Origin of the sequence: Sphingobacterium sp. B16(2022) (genome assembly GCF_012030425.1) — a bacterium.
In the GTDB taxonomy this organism is placed as follows: Bacteria; Bacteroidota; Bacteroidia; order Sphingobacteriales; family Sphingobacteriaceae; genus Sphingobacterium; species Sphingobacterium anhuiense.
In genome coordinates this window covers 1,670,859-1,687,683 of record NZ_JAAUVN010000001.1, presented here as the reverse complement: position 1 = coordinate 1,687,683, position 16,825 = coordinate 1,670,859, and the positions used below count along the sequence as shown (strand labels likewise).

Annotated in this window: 12 protein-coding genes; 10 read left to right on the top strand and 2 right to left on the bottom strand. The window is 35.0% G+C overall.

Features of this window, described 5'->3' with window-relative positions; all coding sequences use genetic code 11:
- Nucleotides 1–30: 30 nt before the first annotated feature.
- The gene (locus HCX49_RS07465; protein WP_168126667.1) at nt 31–831 is read left to right on the top strand and encodes an AraC family transcriptional regulator; all 801 of its coding nucleotides are present in this window, start codon (nt 31–33) and stop codon (nt 829–831) included.
- Between the two features lie 90 nt (nt 832–921).
- On the opposite strand, the gene HCX49_RS07460 is transcribed toward HCX49_RS07465, so the two are convergent.
- Entirely contained in the window at nt 922–2,862 is a 1,941-nt protein-coding gene (locus HCX49_RS07460) for an oleate hydratase (protein WP_132768418.1), read from the bottom strand.
- Nucleotides 2,863–3,547: 685 nt separating this feature from the next.
- Here HCX49_RS07460 and HCX49_RS07455 point away from each other — a divergent pair.
- Nucleotides 3,548–4,939, top strand: a complete 1,392-nt coding sequence (locus HCX49_RS07455; RefSeq protein WP_168126666.1) for a DUF1080 domain-containing protein — start codon at nt 3,548–3,550, stop codon at nt 4,937–4,939.
- Nucleotides 4,940–4,950: 11 nt separating this feature from the next.
- The gene (locus HCX49_RS07450; protein ID WP_168126665.1) at nt 4,951–6,366 is read left to right on the top strand and encodes a Gfo/Idh/MocA family oxidoreductase; all 1,416 of its coding nucleotides are present in this window, start codon (nt 4,951–4,953) and stop codon (nt 6,364–6,366) included.
- A gap of 155 nt (nt 6,367–6,521) precedes the next feature.
- On the opposite strand, the gene HCX49_RS07445 is transcribed toward HCX49_RS07450, so the two are convergent.
- A complete protein-coding gene (locus tag HCX49_RS07445) occupies nt 6,522–7,196 on the bottom strand; it encodes a hypothetical protein (RefSeq protein ID WP_021188317.1) in 675 nt (224 codons plus the stop codon).
- A gap of 392 nt (nt 7,197–7,588) precedes the next feature.
- On the opposite strand from HCX49_RS07445, the gene HCX49_RS07440 reads away from it, so the two are divergent.
- From HCX49_RS07440 to HCX49_RS07410, 7 genes are all read left to right on the top strand, one after another.
- Entirely contained in the window at nt 7,589–8,431 is an 843-nt protein-coding gene (locus tag HCX49_RS07440; RefSeq protein WP_168126664.1) for a universal stress protein, read from the top strand.
- Between the two features lie 78 nt (nt 8,432–8,509).
- Nucleotides 8,510–8,884 carry a DUF1304 domain-containing protein gene (locus tag HCX49_RS07435; RefSeq protein ID WP_206368295.1) on the top strand — a complete coding sequence of 125 codons (375 nt, stop codon included), beginning with the start codon at nt 8,510–8,512 and terminating at the stop codon, nt 8,882–8,884.
- Between the two features lie 93 nt (nt 8,885–8,977).
- Nucleotides 8,978–9,400, top strand: coding sequence for a hypothetical protein (locus HCX49_RS07430; RefSeq protein ID WP_021188320.1), 423 nt, complete (start codon nt 8,978–8,980; stop codon nt 9,398–9,400).
- A 179-nt stretch (nt 9,401–9,579) separates the two neighbouring features.
- A complete protein-coding gene (locus tag HCX49_RS07425) occupies nt 9,580–12,708 on the top strand; it encodes a SusC/RagA family TonB-linked outer membrane protein (protein ID WP_168126663.1) in 3,129 nt (1,042 codons plus the stop codon).
- Nucleotides 12,709–12,718: 10 nt separating this feature from the next.
- On the top strand, nt 12,719–14,173 hold the full coding sequence (locus HCX49_RS07420) for a RagB/SusD family nutrient uptake outer membrane protein (protein WP_168126662.1): 1,455 nt from the start codon (nt 12,719–12,721) through the stop codon (nt 14,171–14,173).
- 11 nt (nt 14,174–14,184) lie between these two features.
- The gene (locus HCX49_RS07415) at nt 14,185–15,408 is read left to right on the top strand and encodes a hypothetical protein (protein ID WP_168126661.1); all 1,224 of its coding nucleotides are present in this window, start codon (nt 14,185–14,187) and stop codon (nt 15,406–15,408) included.
- A gap of 264 nt (nt 15,409–15,672) precedes the next feature.
- Nucleotides 15,673–16,824, top strand: a complete 1,152-nt coding sequence (locus tag HCX49_RS07410) for a Pycsar system effector family protein (protein WP_132768404.1) — start codon at nt 15,673–15,675, stop codon at nt 16,822–16,824.
- Nucleotide 16,825 lies beyond the last annotated feature (1 nt).

The window sequence follows — 16,825 nt, the reverse complement described above, 5'->3', positions numbered from 1 at the left end:
GTCATTTTTAGTAAATTTGCCAAAAACAACATGCAAAACGACAGATCGAAATGCGGACTTACGGAACAAGGTAAAGGAATCTATGTAGATCTTATTCCAAAGGATATGTATGTTTGGTATGAAGATAATTGGCAACATGATGAACATGAGCATCTTCATGCGCGAAGTCAATTAACTTTTGTAGAAGAGGGGTACCAGTATTTTCATCTGGATCGTAATATATACCTTGTTCCTAAAAATCATGTTATCTGGATTCCTTCGGGTCTCAAACATCGTGTTGTTTCGGAAGCTTCACAGGTGAAACTTATGGTCGTCTTATTTAAATCTGATTTAGAAAACAGTTTTTTTCAGGACATTCATGTATTTCCTGCACCGGCTGTTTTAATAGAGATGCTTCGGTACGCATCAAAATGGAATAAACTTCTTACTGAGGATGAAGAGCAGGCTATATTCTTAAAAGCATTGCAGATTAGCCTGCCTAATTTTTGCAAAGAGAGCAATTACTTACAAATACCTGTACCTGGAGATCAACGTTTGTTGTCTGTTTGCAATTATATAAATAATCACTATACTATAAACCTTAAAATTGAAGAACTTGCTGCGCAGTCCACATTGTCAATCCGTACACTGCAGCGTTTGTTTAAAAAGGAAACAGGAATAACTTTAAAAAAATACATACAACTTATTCGGGTGCTAAAGAGTATTGAGCTCATCGATACGAAACAACATACTTTAAGTGAAATCGGTTTTATGGTTGGATATAAAAGTTTAGCTGCTTTTACAGCGTCTTATTATTCCATTATGCGAAATCATCCAAATAGGAAATATTAAGAAAATCTCTTTTTAACTGTATCGTTTGCGATGATTAAAATAAAAAATCCAATGTAACTGTTGTAATTACATTGGATTTCATGTTGCTGATTAGCCTTTTATACCTTTTATCCAGTCTTTAAACTTGGTGATCTGTTCTTGCACAAAAGATTCATGATCATCATTTTCGTTACTTCCTATTGGTAAAATATGTTCAAAGTATGAACCTTTTAACACCTTTCTTAATAGACCTTCTCCAACGAAAGGCTTATCGTCGTTCAAAGTTTTAGCCGCTTTCAAGAGGTGGCGGATATCATATTGTAAAGGATTAATATCTGGAACTTGTTTATTCAGGTTCAGTAATTCATATACTGCGATTCGTGCTGTTCTCACCGAACTTTCCATGGTGAACACGACATCATTATTTGTTTCAATAAATTGCCCCACAAGGCCTAAATTTTTGCAACCATTTGGGACTACTCTTGGGCGGTCTCCTTTGGCGCGAGGCATAAACATGGAGGTAATGTATGGCATGAATGAGGTTCTTACTATGGTGTTTTTAATCACATCATCCAATTGATCCACAATACCTAGATGAAAACATAATTCGCTCAAAATTTCATCTCCTGTACATGCTGGCATTGTTTTTTTGATGTAGTTACCTTGTTTATCCATAAACAATGCATATACCCATAGAACGAGTACATCGTCAGGTTGTCCAGGGAAATGGGGTTGCCTATTGCAGGTAAAACTCATCAACCAATTGGAATCTGTAATCGTAATTATACCTCCAGTAACTGTTTTTCCAGAATATGGATCGTTTACCGAATATTCCTTCAGTTTATCAATTAAAGCAGAAGGTTTACAAGTTAATGTAGCTGATTCCCACGATGACTTTTCAATATTACTACAAAATTTCTCTGGTTTTCCAAATACTTCCGACTTAGCAGCGAGATTTTTCCATAATTTCCATCCGGCACTTTGTCCACTTGTACTGTTATCGATTTCAATAATGGGTGCTGTTTTATTGTCGCCATAAAACGTATCTTCGGTCATAGAGCCTGTAGTAACGATCACAAAATCTTCCTTTCCTACTGGAATGATTACTTCCTTTCCATCTTGTTCAGTAATGATACTTTCGACGGTTTTCCCTTCCGTATTGCTGTGAATATGTAGATCACTAACTAATACATTTAATCTGATATTAACGCCCTTTTTCTGTAATACACGGCGTAATGGTGTAACGAAGGTGTCGTACTGGTTATATTTTGGAAATACAAGCGAAGATAGGTCATTTAGCCCATCAATAGCATGTAGAAAGCGATGCATGTATAGTTTTAGCTCCAATAAACTATGCCAGTTTTCGAAAGCAAACATGGTTCGCCAAAAAGTCCAGAAATTACTGCTCAAAAATGATTCACTAAAGTAATCCGATATCGTGATATTGTCTAAATCTTCTTTTTTCTTTAATAAAAGTTTAATGATAGCAAGCTGGTCTAATTTTGCTAATCCAAATTTGCTGAAGTCCTTAATTTCTCCATTGTTATGGATCAACCGTGCTTTGGAAAAGTTGGAGTCATTATCATTGATCAAACGGTATTCATCAAGAACTGAATAAGGTTCAGGCATTTCAAGAGCAGGAATATCTTGAAATATGTCCCACAAATTTTCGTAGGTCATATCCATTTCTCGTCCTCCCCGAATCACATAGCCTTCTGTAGCATTCCCAGATCCGTCCAGGGAACCGCCATCAATGTGAAGTTGCTCTAGAAAGACTATGTTTTCTGCAGGAATATGTCCATCTCTTATGAAATAGTAAGCGGCCGACATACCTGCAATACCACTTCCAATAATATACACTTTACTATTTTGATACGATTTTGGGGGAATACCTTTATTGCGTTGATAATTACCAATTTGATCGGAAAATGGCATTGATTTCTGAGGAGTATTTCGCTGTTGTTCTTTGCTTGAATCGGGTTCGTGATTTACATTACCATAAGAACTAGATGCATTAAGTACTTTTTCAAATTTTGAGGTGATTTCTTTCATGATACTGATTTTTTCTTATTTCTAATTTTTACTAAATAATGAGCATTCTTTTTAAAATTATTTTTCCATTCTAAAATCTAAGCTAATCTGGTTCGCTTAATATGTTAATTGATGCTTTTTAAGTACCTTACTTAATGAAATATTTTTTCACTATCGCTACTGATTCCATAACAGTAATTAATAGATTTTTGTTTAAAATAATTGTTAATTAATGTAAATTCATCTTTTTGCGGTTATTTAAATGCGCTAATTTGTTTTTTTAGTGTAGCATATGAAATGTAAGTATGTGTTATAAGTGACATATTCAAACGTTTTCGTAAATAATTAATTTGTTTTGGTGGATTTTTAGATATGTAATTGATACTATTGTTTTAATTTTAATAAAATGATAAACCAACTGATTGAAAAATTACCATGATGTATGTTTTCAATTGTAAACCGTTTTATATTATTTCTTGATCAATAATCATATTTATGAGTTAATTTCATAGATTCTTTAATTATTGTTTTTACTAAAGCATTTATCATTGCAATTTATGTGAAAACATATAGTGATTGTCCTGATCATATTGATTAAATATGAATAAAATGAGCCTTGTGCTCAATAACTAATTATGTAGGTGAAACTATTATAGATCAATTCATGCTTTATACGTGATTCATCTTGTTTAAAAATATAATTCCAATGAAAAAAAATGCAATTGTCAAAGCAGTCTTTATCGGTGCAATGTTAAGTAATGGCGTATTCTCATATGCTCAGATGAATACAGATACAGAAAAAGGGTGGATGAGTCTATTTGATGGGAAAACATTAAATGGCTGGAAATCTGTAGGAGGCAAGGCACCCTATTCTGTAGAAGGGGATGCTATTGTTGGACGGATGACTAAAGGGACACCTAATTCATTTTTAATCACCGATAAGGAATACGGTGATTTTATATTAGAGCTAGATGTGAAACTTGAGGGAGACCAAACAAATTCGGGTATTCAGACACGGAGTCATTTAGACCCTACTGCGAATGGCGGACTTGGCCGGGTGTATGGTCGTCAGGTTGAAATTGATCCTACTTCAAGATCATGGACTGGTGGAATATATGATGAGGCACGTCGTAGTTGGCTTTATCCGCTGGATCTAAATGAAAATGCAAAGAAGGCTTATAAGCAAGAAGAATATAATCATATCCGCATTGAAGCTATTGGAGATGAGTTACGTACCTGGGTAAATGATATTCCGGTCTCCTATGTCGTGGATACAATTGACCGATCTGGATTTATAGGTCTACAAGTACATAGTATACCTGAGAAATTAGATGGAAAGAAGGTTTACTTTAAAAATATCAAGATCCAAACTTCTAATTTAAAATCTCGTGCTTTTCCTAGAGATATTTACATCGTAAATCTAAAACCTAACGACGTAGTTGCTTCTGAGAAAAAAAATGGAGTTAAATTGCTATTTGACGGAAAGAGCAGCAATGGGTGGCGTAGTGTTAATGGGGCAAAATTTCCGGAAAAGGGTTGGGAAGTAAAAGATGGGCAATTAATGGTTTTGAAGTCCAATGGTGGTGAGTCCACTAATGGTGGTGATATTGTGACAAAAGATAAATATAAGGTTTTTGATCTATCATTTGAATTTAAACTCAGTCCGGGAGCTAATAGCGGCGTTAAATATTTTGTAACACTCAAAGAGAAGACAAAAGGATCTGCTATAGGCTTGGAGTATCAGGTGTTGGACGATAAGTTGCATCCAGACGCAAAGTTAGGTAGAGATGGCAATCGTACATTGGCTTCACTGTATGATTTGATGACATCAAATCAAGATGGACGTGCTCGCAGACCAATTGGTGAGTGGAATAGAGGTCGTGTTGTAGTGACTGCCGATAATAAAGTTGAACACTATTTGAATGGTGTTAAAATGTTGAGCTATGAACGAGGTTCTAAAGAATTTAAGGACTTGGTTGCAAAAAGCAAATATAAGGATTGGGTGAATTTTGGAGAGGCTAATGAAGGTTATATTCTATTGCAGGATCATGGCGATCAAGTATCATTCCGAAGTATTAAAATCAATGCTAGTAACTAAATTATAAAAGTATGAATCATTATTTATCGCGTAGAAGTTTTATGAAAAAATCTGCGTTAGCGGGTGGAGCTGTATTAATGGCAAATAGTGTATTTGGAAACATTAATTTGGCGAAGCCTAATGAACGTGTTAATTTAGCTTGCGTAGGTTTGGGAAACAGAGCTGGAGAAATCATCAAATCGTTGTATAAGACCGGTTTATGTAATATTGTTGCCCTTTGCGATGTTGATCTGGGCGCTAAACATACACAGGAGATTCTTTCGATGTTTCCTGATGTACCCCGATTTAAGGATTTCAGAATTATGTTTGATAAAATGTCTAATCAGATTGATGCTGTAAGTATTGGAACACCTGATTTTTCCCATTTCGCGGTTACAATGTTAGCTTTAGATCTTGGGAAGCATGTCTACGTAGAAAAACCTATGGCAAGAACTTTTCTGGAAGTTGAATTGATGACAAATAAAGCAAAGAAATCCCCCAAGCTAGTCACGCAGATGGGTAATCAGGGACATTCGGAAGCTAATTATTTTCAATTTAAAGCATGGAAAGATGCTGGAATTATTAAGGATGTGACGCGTATTGATGCACACATGAATATGCCTCGTAGATGGCATGGTTGGGATGTGCATATGAAAAGGTTTCCAGCTGCTACAGCTGTTCCTCAGACATTGGACTGGGATCTGTGGCAGATGCAGACTATGGGGCATGACTATAATAAAGATTTCGTCAATGGGCAATGGCGATGCTGGTATGATTTTGGCATGGGCGCACTTGGTGATTGGGGAGCACATATATTGGATACTGCTCATGAATTTCTTAATCTGGGTTTACCTACTGAAATTACAGCCGTTAATCTGGAAGGACATAATTCATATTTCTTTCCGATGTCTTCTACACTTAAGTTTCATTTTCCAAAAAGAAGGAGAATGCCTGCAGTAGATATTAATTGGTACGATGGATTGAACAATCTTCCTCCGATACCTGAAGGTTATGGTGTTTCAGGATTAGATCCAAATATTCCTGCACCAAGTACAGGGAAGCTTGAACCAGCAAAATTGAACCCAGGTAAAATTATCTATAGTAAAGATCTTCTATTTAAAGGCGGTTCACATGGAAGTACGTTACAAATCATTCCAGAATCTAAAGCGCAAGAACTGCAGTCAAAGTTACCTGTGGTACCAAATTCGCCATCAGACCATTTTGCTAATTTCTTAAAGGGATGTAAAGGTGAAGAAAAAACAAGATCGCCGTTTGAAATAGCCGGGCCATTGAGTCAAGTTTTTTGTTTAGGTGTTATTGCACAGCGTTTAAATACAAAGCTTATTTTTGATTCTGAAAAGAACGAAATTGTCAATGACATTTTTGCTAATGCTTTATTGGCCGGCTCTCCACCTGCAAAAGGGTGGGAGGAGTATTATCTCATGTAGCCTTAGTTTGAAAGATAGTTGTTGTCGAATAATACCAATAGAGCAATCGCAAATTGCTCTATTGGATTATAGGGGATAAATATGTAAAATAATTATGTGGTGCATATTTAGTGAATAATATTTTTTAATAGGAACTAAGGGAAATTGGATTCTCCTTATTTATTATTAGCAAGAATTGCGATATCCTTAACTTCTATAGTATGTGATGGATATCCGTTAACAGTAATATTTATCATCGCTTTTCCTACCTCTTGTAACGTTAAAAAATAGTTTTTATTGAATGCTCTCAATAATGGAAAAATAGCGTTAATTACTCTGTAAAATCCTTTTACATTTTTAGCCCCTTTATTGGGTTTCATAAATGCTGGTCTGAAATTGTAAACAGATTTAAAAGGAAGTTTCAAAAGATCATTTTCTGTTTTTCCTTTTACTCTTGCCCACATTTGTTTCCCTTTTTCACTGCTATCCGTACCCGCTCCAGATATGTAGCAAAATATGCTATTGGGATTGACCTCAGCAAAGGTTTTTGCAAAACCTAAGGTTAGATCATAAGTAATCTTGGTAAATTGATCTTCATTTATGCCTAAAGATGAAATTCCGGCACAGAAAAAACATGCGTCATATTCTTTTAATTGATCAGAAATAACGGAGATAGTACTAAAGTCGCTGTGCAGGATTTCCTTAATTTTCCCTCCCGAATATCCACAAGGTTTTCTACCAATGACAAGAATACTTTGAACTTTATCATCAGCAATGCATTCCTGTAGGACACCTTCTCCGACCATTCCACTTGCGCCGGTGATGATCACTTTAATTTTGGAATTAGTCATTTTGTAGTGGTTTCGTTTATTGAGTGTACGTATAGTTTTGAATTCATTTATGATCGTTCATTAATGATTTAATGAGATGTCGAACATGCTCTTTTCTGATTTGAAAGTATATTCCCTAAATTTTTATAAGGACCAATATTAATCCATTGATCTTGCTCATAGATTAGTTCATTACTAATTTAATGAAAATTAGTATTATAATCAATGAAAGCCAGTACTCGATTCGATGATTTATTTTAATATAATCGTTGTCATTTTTACTGTGTTATATTGTTTAGGTTCATTATACAGGCATAATTGTTGTGTGGATATTTAATGTGGAAAATATTGATTTGTTGGTCAATTATTTTCTAGTAAAATGAATATGTAGCTATCAATTAAATGATTTGATTATGAAGTCTATTCTTATTCTCACCGATTTTTCTTCCGCTACAGAGCAAACAATAGGTTATATCAAAGAAAATGGATTACAGCTTGGTATACAACGGATATTGATTTATCATTCATTTGGCCCCCAAGGTATTGACACATTGGTGCCTGATGGGATTAAAATTCCTATTTTAGGTGATGAACATCAATTATTTGAAAATTCAATTGCCACACTTCAAAAATTACGCAATGAATTATTAGAAGTATTGCAAGATGTCGAGATCGATGTTCTGATTGACTCTAAACCTGTTGTTGAGGCTGTTCATGAAATCGTACAGGAGAAGAATATTGATCTTGTCGTATTAGGTATAAATGGAAGTGATGATGGGGGTAAAAACAGTGTTGGAAAAATACCTGCCCATTTAATGAAAAACCATAGTTTAGATCTTCTGCTTGTTCCTTCAAACTCGAAATCATATCGTATGGATAATGTAATGCTGGCTTGCGACCTAAAAAATATTGTTCAAATTCTTCCTGATAAGAAGCTAAAAGAGTTTGTACGTGATCTAAACGCACATCTTTTTGTAGTCAATGTTGGTGAGGAAAATGATATGGATGCGGTATCTTTAGTACAGGAGCAGACCGTTTTACATGAGCTTATCGATGATCTCAATCCTGAGTTTCACTATTTAAAAAGTAAAGATACCGTGCCGGTTTTACTACAATTTGCACAGTCTAAACAAGTTGGGCTCATTGTTGCAGTACCTCTTAAAAGAGGTTTTTTAGAAAATTTATTTCATAAAAGCGAAACAAAAAAGTTAACATTAAATACCATTATTCCATTATTACTGATGCATAAAAGGTAAGTGTTAATTTCTTACTATATATTATTGATAAACCTCTTATTAAAAAATATTGATTAAATTCATTTTTATATTACTTACATGGAAGGAATTATTGGAATTACAGCAAAAATTGTGATTGGTATTGTTGCTGTAGAACATCTTTATATTTTATGGTTAGAGATGTTTGCATGGGAAACCAAGGGTAAGGAAACATTTAGATCTTTACCTAAACACTTATTTAAGGATACCAAAGTTCTAGCCGCAAATCAAGGCCTCTACAACGGCTTCTTATCTGCTGGTCTTTTTTGGTCGCTTTTAATAGGAGACTCTTTATGGCAACATAATATAGCTTTGTTTTTTCTAAGTTGTGTTTTTATAGCGGGTATTTATGGGGCTGCAACAGCAGAAAAAGGTATTTTTTTTAAGCAAGCATTACCAGCTTTGATTGGAATTATACTTCTATTATTAAGTTAGAAAAGTTTTATAATTAACTGTTATATATTTTGTTGTATTTATTTGTGTGAATATTCACTTTAGTATTTGCTATTTATTTTTAATAGATAATCTTTGTTTTGGATATTTATAAAAGCTATTTTTGCCCAAATTGACTTACAACAAAGAATGAATCTAGGACGAATTTTTATTATGACAATGACTATGGTCTTTCTAATGAAACCGTTTGTTCCTACGCTTTTTTATTTGGCGAATGTCGACTATATCAAGGAGTATTTTTGTGTGAACAAAGATAAACCGATGTTGCATTGTGATGGTACTTGTTTTTTGGCTAAGAAAATCGCAGAATCCAAGAAAAAGGAACAATCTGATCGCCTTCCGGTTGATAATGCAATGGTTCAAGTTGATTGGATCAAAGAAATTCAACATTGTTTCTTAAGTCCTATTATACAAAAATCTATTAAAGTTGCTTATATCCCAGTTTATTATCATAAAATATATCTAGGAAATCCTTTTCGTCCTCCCCAGTTTACATAAAATATTTTGTTTCTGAATTGAAGTTTTAGAGAACTTCACATCAGTATCCTATGGCTACAGGCCTTATTTTACATCAGTTTTAACAATTGGATGGTTCCGATTATGAAGTTTTTTGTTGCATTATATGAACTATAATGTAAGCGACTGTCATGTGAGCCAAACAAGTATTTTATGTCATTATGCCACTATCTAAAAGTCCTATGGGACTAGGTTATGTGCTCGGCTTGATCATTACATTGCAATTGATCAATAGTCGAACGCTATTTGCAGGAGTATATCCAGACCAGATTTTATTTAAACAGATTACGATTACTGGGGCCGTTGAGGATGCTAAGGGTAAGCCAATTGCTCATGTGACTGTAGTCGAGGCGGGAACAGTTAATCGCACTCAAACGAACCAGTACGGTCAATTTTCATTAAAAACTAATAATAATACTGCCACATTGCAATTTTCTGCAGTTGGTTTTAAAAATAAGCTTATCCAAGTTAATGCAGGGCATAAAGTCTTGGTTACGCTAGAAGAGGAGTCGAGTATTATTGATGAAGTTGTGGTGACTGCATACGGCAGTGCCAATAAGCGTAATTTCACGGGCTCGTTACAGGAGATAAAAGCGGATAACTTAACGAAAACATCAGCGGCAAGTTTTGAGAATTCATTGCAGGGAAATGTGACAGGCCTTCATGTTTATACTACCGGTCAACCTGGTGGTAAGTCGAGTGTTCAGATTAGGGGGATGGGTTCGATTAATGGAATTAGAGAACCTCTTTATGTATTGGATGGAGTTGTTATGAACAGTGATAACAATTCAAAAATAGGAGGTAACGGTGCCGTTAATCAAATTAATCCACTGACATCTATCAATTCAAATGATATTGAAAGTATTACTGTTTTGAAAGATGCGGCCGCTGCTTCTCTGTATGGTTCAAGAGCTGCAAATGGTGTTATCTTAATCACGACAAAAAAAGGACGTAAGGGGGAAACTATTCTCAGTGTACTTTCGCAAGGCGGAATACTTTCTAATCTAACTAAAGAGAAGACTATTTCAAATCAGGACTTTAAACAGCTTTGGCAAGTTGGTCAGGTGAATCAATATATTCAAAATAATGAAGGATCGGATTATACCCGTATTTATAACGATTCACAGTTGTTACAACATTATCAATCTTTGGCTCAAAAAGATTATTCTTCCGTTTATGGTCATGATGATGCGAATTCAAACTGGTTAGATGCCATTTACAGAACAGGAACTACACAACAGTATTCTATTGCAGCAAGTGGTGGGAATGAGTCGACTCTTTTTTACGCATCGGGTGAATATCTAAAACAAAATGGTACGATTATCAAATCTGACCTCGAACGAAAATCCGGTAGGTTGAATATGGAGAATAGGGCTAAATCATGGTTAAACTTAGGAGCAAATTTATCTGTCGCTCAATCAGACCGTAATAGCGGACAGTATGATTCAGAATACGTTGGCGGATTAAATCCTTTATTTATGGCTAGGGTCTTGCCGCAGGCAGCTCCTATATATGATAAAAACGGTTATCAGGGAATAGCAGACCTACCAAATCTCATTGAAAAAAATGCTAACCCTATCGGAGTGATTGAAGTGGGGAAATATGAAAATAAAGATTTGCGGTTAAGGGGGGCAGCCTTTGCAGAATTAGTATTACCTTATTCAATTAAATTTAAATCAACTTTAGGTATTGATCATCAAAGTCTGGAAGAGACTTTATATGATAATAAAGTATTTGGAGCTGGAGGAGGACAATGGAATGGGGCGCTTTATGTTGCTCAGGGACAGCGCTCTCAATTAATGACTTCTAATATATTGTCTTATCAAAATAGGATAAATAAGCATTCTTTTGATATTCTTGCTGGATTTGAGGCAGAGGAATCCAAAATGAAGTCCATTAATAATTCAGGATATGATATTTTGGATAATGAATTATTGTCTTCGAGCAGTATTGGAACATTGTGGTCATGGAATGGTCAATCGGATAACTATGCTTTGATTTCTTATTTCAGTCGTTTGAATTATAATTTATCCAATAAATATTTTATTTCTGGAAGTATACGAAGTGATGGCTCATCGCGATTTGGAAAAGATTCCCGTTGGGGTAATTTTTGGTCGGTTTCGGGAGCATGGTTAATCTCTGATGAGAATTTTATTAATCATAATAAAATTAATCTTTTAAAACTTAGAGGAAGTATGGGGACTAACGGAAATCTTCCGCCAGCTTCTTATGCTTCTTTAGGTTTTTTCACGACGGCAGGTAAGGCTTATGCTTCGGAATCGGGATTGTCTTATGGACAGTTAGCTAATCCAAATTTATCTTGGGAGCTAAGTAAAAATATTGATCTGGGTTTAGATGCGCGATTGTTTAATACTTTAGATATTACATTAGATTATTTTAATAAAAAAACGAGCAATTTATTGTTAAATATACCAGTTTCTTCAACTACAGGATTCACTAGCCAATTGCAAAATTATGGCGAAATGAAGAATTGGGGTTGGGAATTTAGTATGAAATACAGAGTAATTGACCATAAGGACTTGAAGTGGGATACACGTATTAATGGGACCATCCTCCATAATGAAATTACTAAGTTACCATCTGATCTTATTCCGACCTATAGTTCATCCAACGGTCAAAATCCCCTTATTACTAAAGTTGGCGAAAGCTTAAATTCATTTTATCTAAGAGATTATGCTGGAGTAAACCATGAAAATGGTTTGGCAAGCTACCATGTTCTTAAAGATGGAAGAAGAACAGGCGAGCTGACGACAAATGCAGAGGAGGCCGGATTTGGAATTTTCGGAAACGCTGTACAAAAGGTTCAAGGAGGTTTTTTAAATCAATTTAATTTCAAAAAATTTAGTCTTGATGTATTGTTAAATTATGGAATTGGAGGCAAAGCTTATGATTGGACTGCATTTAAACGTGATGATGATGGTTTTTTACCACAGTTTACAAGCACAAAAGCTCAATTGAACCCTTGGACCCCACTTAATCCAGATTCAAAAGTACCGATACGCATTAATGGTAATAATACTTTTTCAAATGATGTGTCTACCAGACATCTATATAATGCCGATTATTTAAAGGTTAGAAATATACGGTTGAGCTATCATTTGGATAAATTTAGGTTTTTACAAGGTGCTACCTGTTTTATTCAAGGCGATAATCTGCTTTTATGGACAAAATTAGACGATTTTGATCCTGAAGCAATTACTAATGGAGTCAATTTATTTCAAACGCCAACTTCGAGAAGTGTTTTAATAGGCGTTCAATTCAAATTATAAGATATCTTACATGAGAAATAAATACTATATAAGTGGAGCTTTTATGCTGATTTTGACAATCTTTATGGGGTGTCAGAAGGACTTATTAAATCAAAAGCCGGATCATGTCATATCAGAGGAACTGGTGATCAATTCGGTAGACAAGTTAAAACGCTTGCTCGCGGGATCATATAATGAAATTTCAAATGGTAATTATTTGGGAAGAGTGCTATATAAGCGATCTGCCGTAAAAAGTGCAGATTTTAGATTCGTACAAACCATATACAATCCAAGAAATTATGAACAGATCGAATATCGTTATGAAGAAAGTGGTAATAACAACGGTAGTTCGTCGATATTATGGTTGCAATGTTATAAAGTAATCGGCAACCTCAATCTAATTTTGGCTAATATAGATCGTGCTATTGGTGATGATGCACTTCGTGCACAAATTAAAGCTGAATCTTTAGCATTACGTGGAATGGTCTATTTTGATCTTTCCAGAACATTTGCATATCCATGGATAAAGGATAAAGGAAAGTCACAGGGGATTCCATTAAAGCTTACACCAAATGAGGTGGTTATAGAAAGGGGAACCCTGGCACAGACATACAATCAGATCTTGATTGATTTACAGATGGCTGAAACTTTGCTAAAGGAGAGTGTTCCCGCAGCAGAGAGTTCCAAGTATATTACTAAAGTTGGAGTACAGGCGCTTATGGCAAGAGTATATTTGTATCAAGAGAATTGGCAGATGGCACTTCATTATGCTCAAAAAGTAATGGAAGTTATACCTGAAGAAAAACTGATGGGATTGACGAATTATGTTTTTTCAGATTATACTTCTGAATCAATATTTGAGCTAAGTGTCACAAATGATAACTCGCCGGGGAGTAATGGTTTAGGTGCTCAATTTGATTTTAGAGCAGGGGGACAGGGAGATATTTTAGCGACACAGACTTTCAGTGATTTACTGAAGGAATATGTTGCAGATCCACGTGCTAATCTACTATTGACTGATAAGGAAGGGACGAAGAATGCTTTTGTGAAATACATCAATAGAAGTGGTGGGTCTGGCTTAAGTATTCATAACATTCCTGTCATCAGGCTTTCAGAGACTGTGTTAATTGCTGCTGAGGCTTGTGCAAATGGGGCCACAGGAGGAGAAGAAGCTGCACTTCTTTATTTAAATATGTTGATTAAACGAAGAACTGGCGATTTTCAACGGGATAGGGCTACTGAAAGTGGTGTGGGGTTATTAAATAGAATTGCAAAGGAGAGACGGAAAGAATTAGCACTAGAGGGGCATGAAATCTATGATTTGATCAGAACTGGAACTGCTTTAGAAAGGAAGCTAACTGATCATATCAATACTGGACTTAATAGTAAAAATTTGAATATACCAGCTATATCTGTAAAAATGATCTATCCGATTCCGGCTAATGAAATTAGCGCTAGTGGAATGAAACAAACTATTGGTTACTAAAAGTTATTCTTATGAAAAATACAATTAAAATAATTGGATTGCTATATATGATACTATTGCTGTCTGCATGTGATAATAAGCTGAAAAAGGAAACTGATTTTCAGGAAATTCCATTTGAAGAAGGATCAAATGCTGTTCTGCCACATCTAACGTCTTATATGGGGCAATTATATTTATCTTGGGTAGATACAGTATCTAACTCGAATCCTAGCTTACGGTACAGTAAGCTTCGAAACGGGAAATGGCAACCACAGGTACTACTAGCTTCTGGTAAAAACTGGTTTGTGAATTGGGCCGATTATCCTATGATTGCTATGCATAAAGGGAAGATATTGAGTCATTATCTACAACTCTCAACCACAGGTAAGATGGCTTATGATATTAAATTTAATGTTTCTGATCATCAAGGATCTACTCATTATAAATTGTTGCACAGTGACCATACGGCTACTGAACATGGATTTGTATCTATGATTCCTTATCGTGACAGTAGTTTTTTGGTTACTTGGTTAGATGGTCGAAATATGGTTACTGATGCTCATGCTCATGGACATCATAGTGGAACAATGAGTGTAAGGGTTGCAGAAGTAACAGCTCAGGGTGAAATAAAAGATGAAACTATTGTTGATGACAGTGCATGTACTTGCTGTCAAACGACTACTAGTCTAACAGCAAATGGGCCGGTGGTACTGTATAGAGACTGTACTTCTGATAATATACGTGATATTGTTATTGTAAGAAAGGTGGGAAATGGGTGGACTAAACCGGTTCCTATTCATGCCGATAATTGGTTTATCCAGGGTTGTCCTGTAAATGGACCAAAATCAGCTGCTATTGGTAATACTTTAGCGGTTGCATGGTTTACTGCATCAGATGAAACTCCTCGTGTGCAACTGGTGTTTTCAGGTAATGGTGGAGAGCAGTTTATGGATCCTATATTGATCAGTAACAAGGGTGTACTTGGGCGTGTTGATGTAGCCCTTGTTGATACTGACCAAGCGATAGTAAGCTGGATGCAAACTGACGGTAATTTAACTTATCTATATGCGATGCTCGTTAATAAAGATGGTACAACCGGTCCGTTGAGAAAAGTTACACAACTTTCATCTAGTCGAAAGAGTGGTTTTCCTCAGATGGAGCTTGTAGGAGATCAGGTATATTTTGCATGGGTGGAATTACAAAATAATGTTACGAAACTGAGAACAGTATCAAAACCTATAAATCAGTTTAAATAATAGAAAATGCTATATGTAACCTTAATTTATAAATAATGATAAAAAAAGCCGGATACAAAAATGTATTCAGCTTTTTTTGAAAAAATGTAATATTATTATTTATCGTATCTTTTAGGATGGTTATTTTCATCCATATCTGCCAAAAATAAATGATCTTTGTTTGGATGGATCTTAAGAAGATATTATTTAATTCTTATCTTTAAATAATAGTAATGTATATTGAATCAGTATTGATTACGATCAACCCAAACTAATTTATATTTTATGGACTACTCTCAATTGATAAAGGAAACGGCCAAATTTGTACATAAGTATATGGATGAACATGACCTTTCAAAATTCAGCTTCCATAATGATGCACATACGCAGGAGGTTGTGGATGCAGTTCAGAAAATGGCAAGTTATTATAATCTTGAAGAGCGCGACACCGCAATTGTAACGTTATCAGCCTATTTTCATGATCTTGGTTATTGTGTTCATGGCAAAGATAGTCATGAAGAGAGGAGTGCGGCCATTGCTTCAGATTTCCTTCATTCAAAAGATGTTGATGATAGTTTTATTCAGTCTGTGTCTGGCTGTATATTAGCGACAAAATTACCGCAATCACCAAAGAATCTATTGGAAGAAATTGTTTGTGATGCTGATTTATTTCACTTAGGCAGCGATCGCTTTGATGCTCGCAATAAATTGATGCGTCAAGAAGCGAAAGCTTGTGGATATGTAGTGAGTAAAGATGAGTGGCGAAAAAATACGATTAAATTAATGGAAGATCATCATTATCATACGGATTATGGTCGTAATTTACTAGAAAATAAAAAGCAGCAGAATATGACGGTTTTGAAACAAAAAGAAAATTCTGGAACTGCTGATCAAGAAAAAAAGAACGGGAGACCTGAAAGAGGGATTGAGACAATGTTTCGCATCACCTCGACTAATAATCAGCGTTTAAGTGATATGGCTGATAATAAATCCAATATCCTAATCACTGTTAATTCGATAATATTATCTGTTGTTATTGCTCTCCTATTACGTAAATTAGACAATAATGCTCATTTAATATTTCCTACATCAATTTTATTATTTACTAGTTTAGCAACTATGGTGATTGCTATTTTGGCAACGCGACCATCTGTTCCGGACGGAAAATACACCGATGAAGATTTGAAAAGTAAAAAGGTCAATTTGTTGTTTTTTGGTAACTTTTACAGAATGAATCTAGAGAGTTATAATAGCGGAATGAAACTTATGATGGAAGAGCGTGATTATCTGTATAGTACTTTAATAAAAGATGTCTATTCTCAGGGTGTTGTGTTGGGCAGAAAGTTCAAATTACTTCGATTAGCTTATAATATTTTTATGTACGGGTTGATTGTATCCGTATGTGCGTTTATTATTGTTGTATTGATTAATTCCTAAT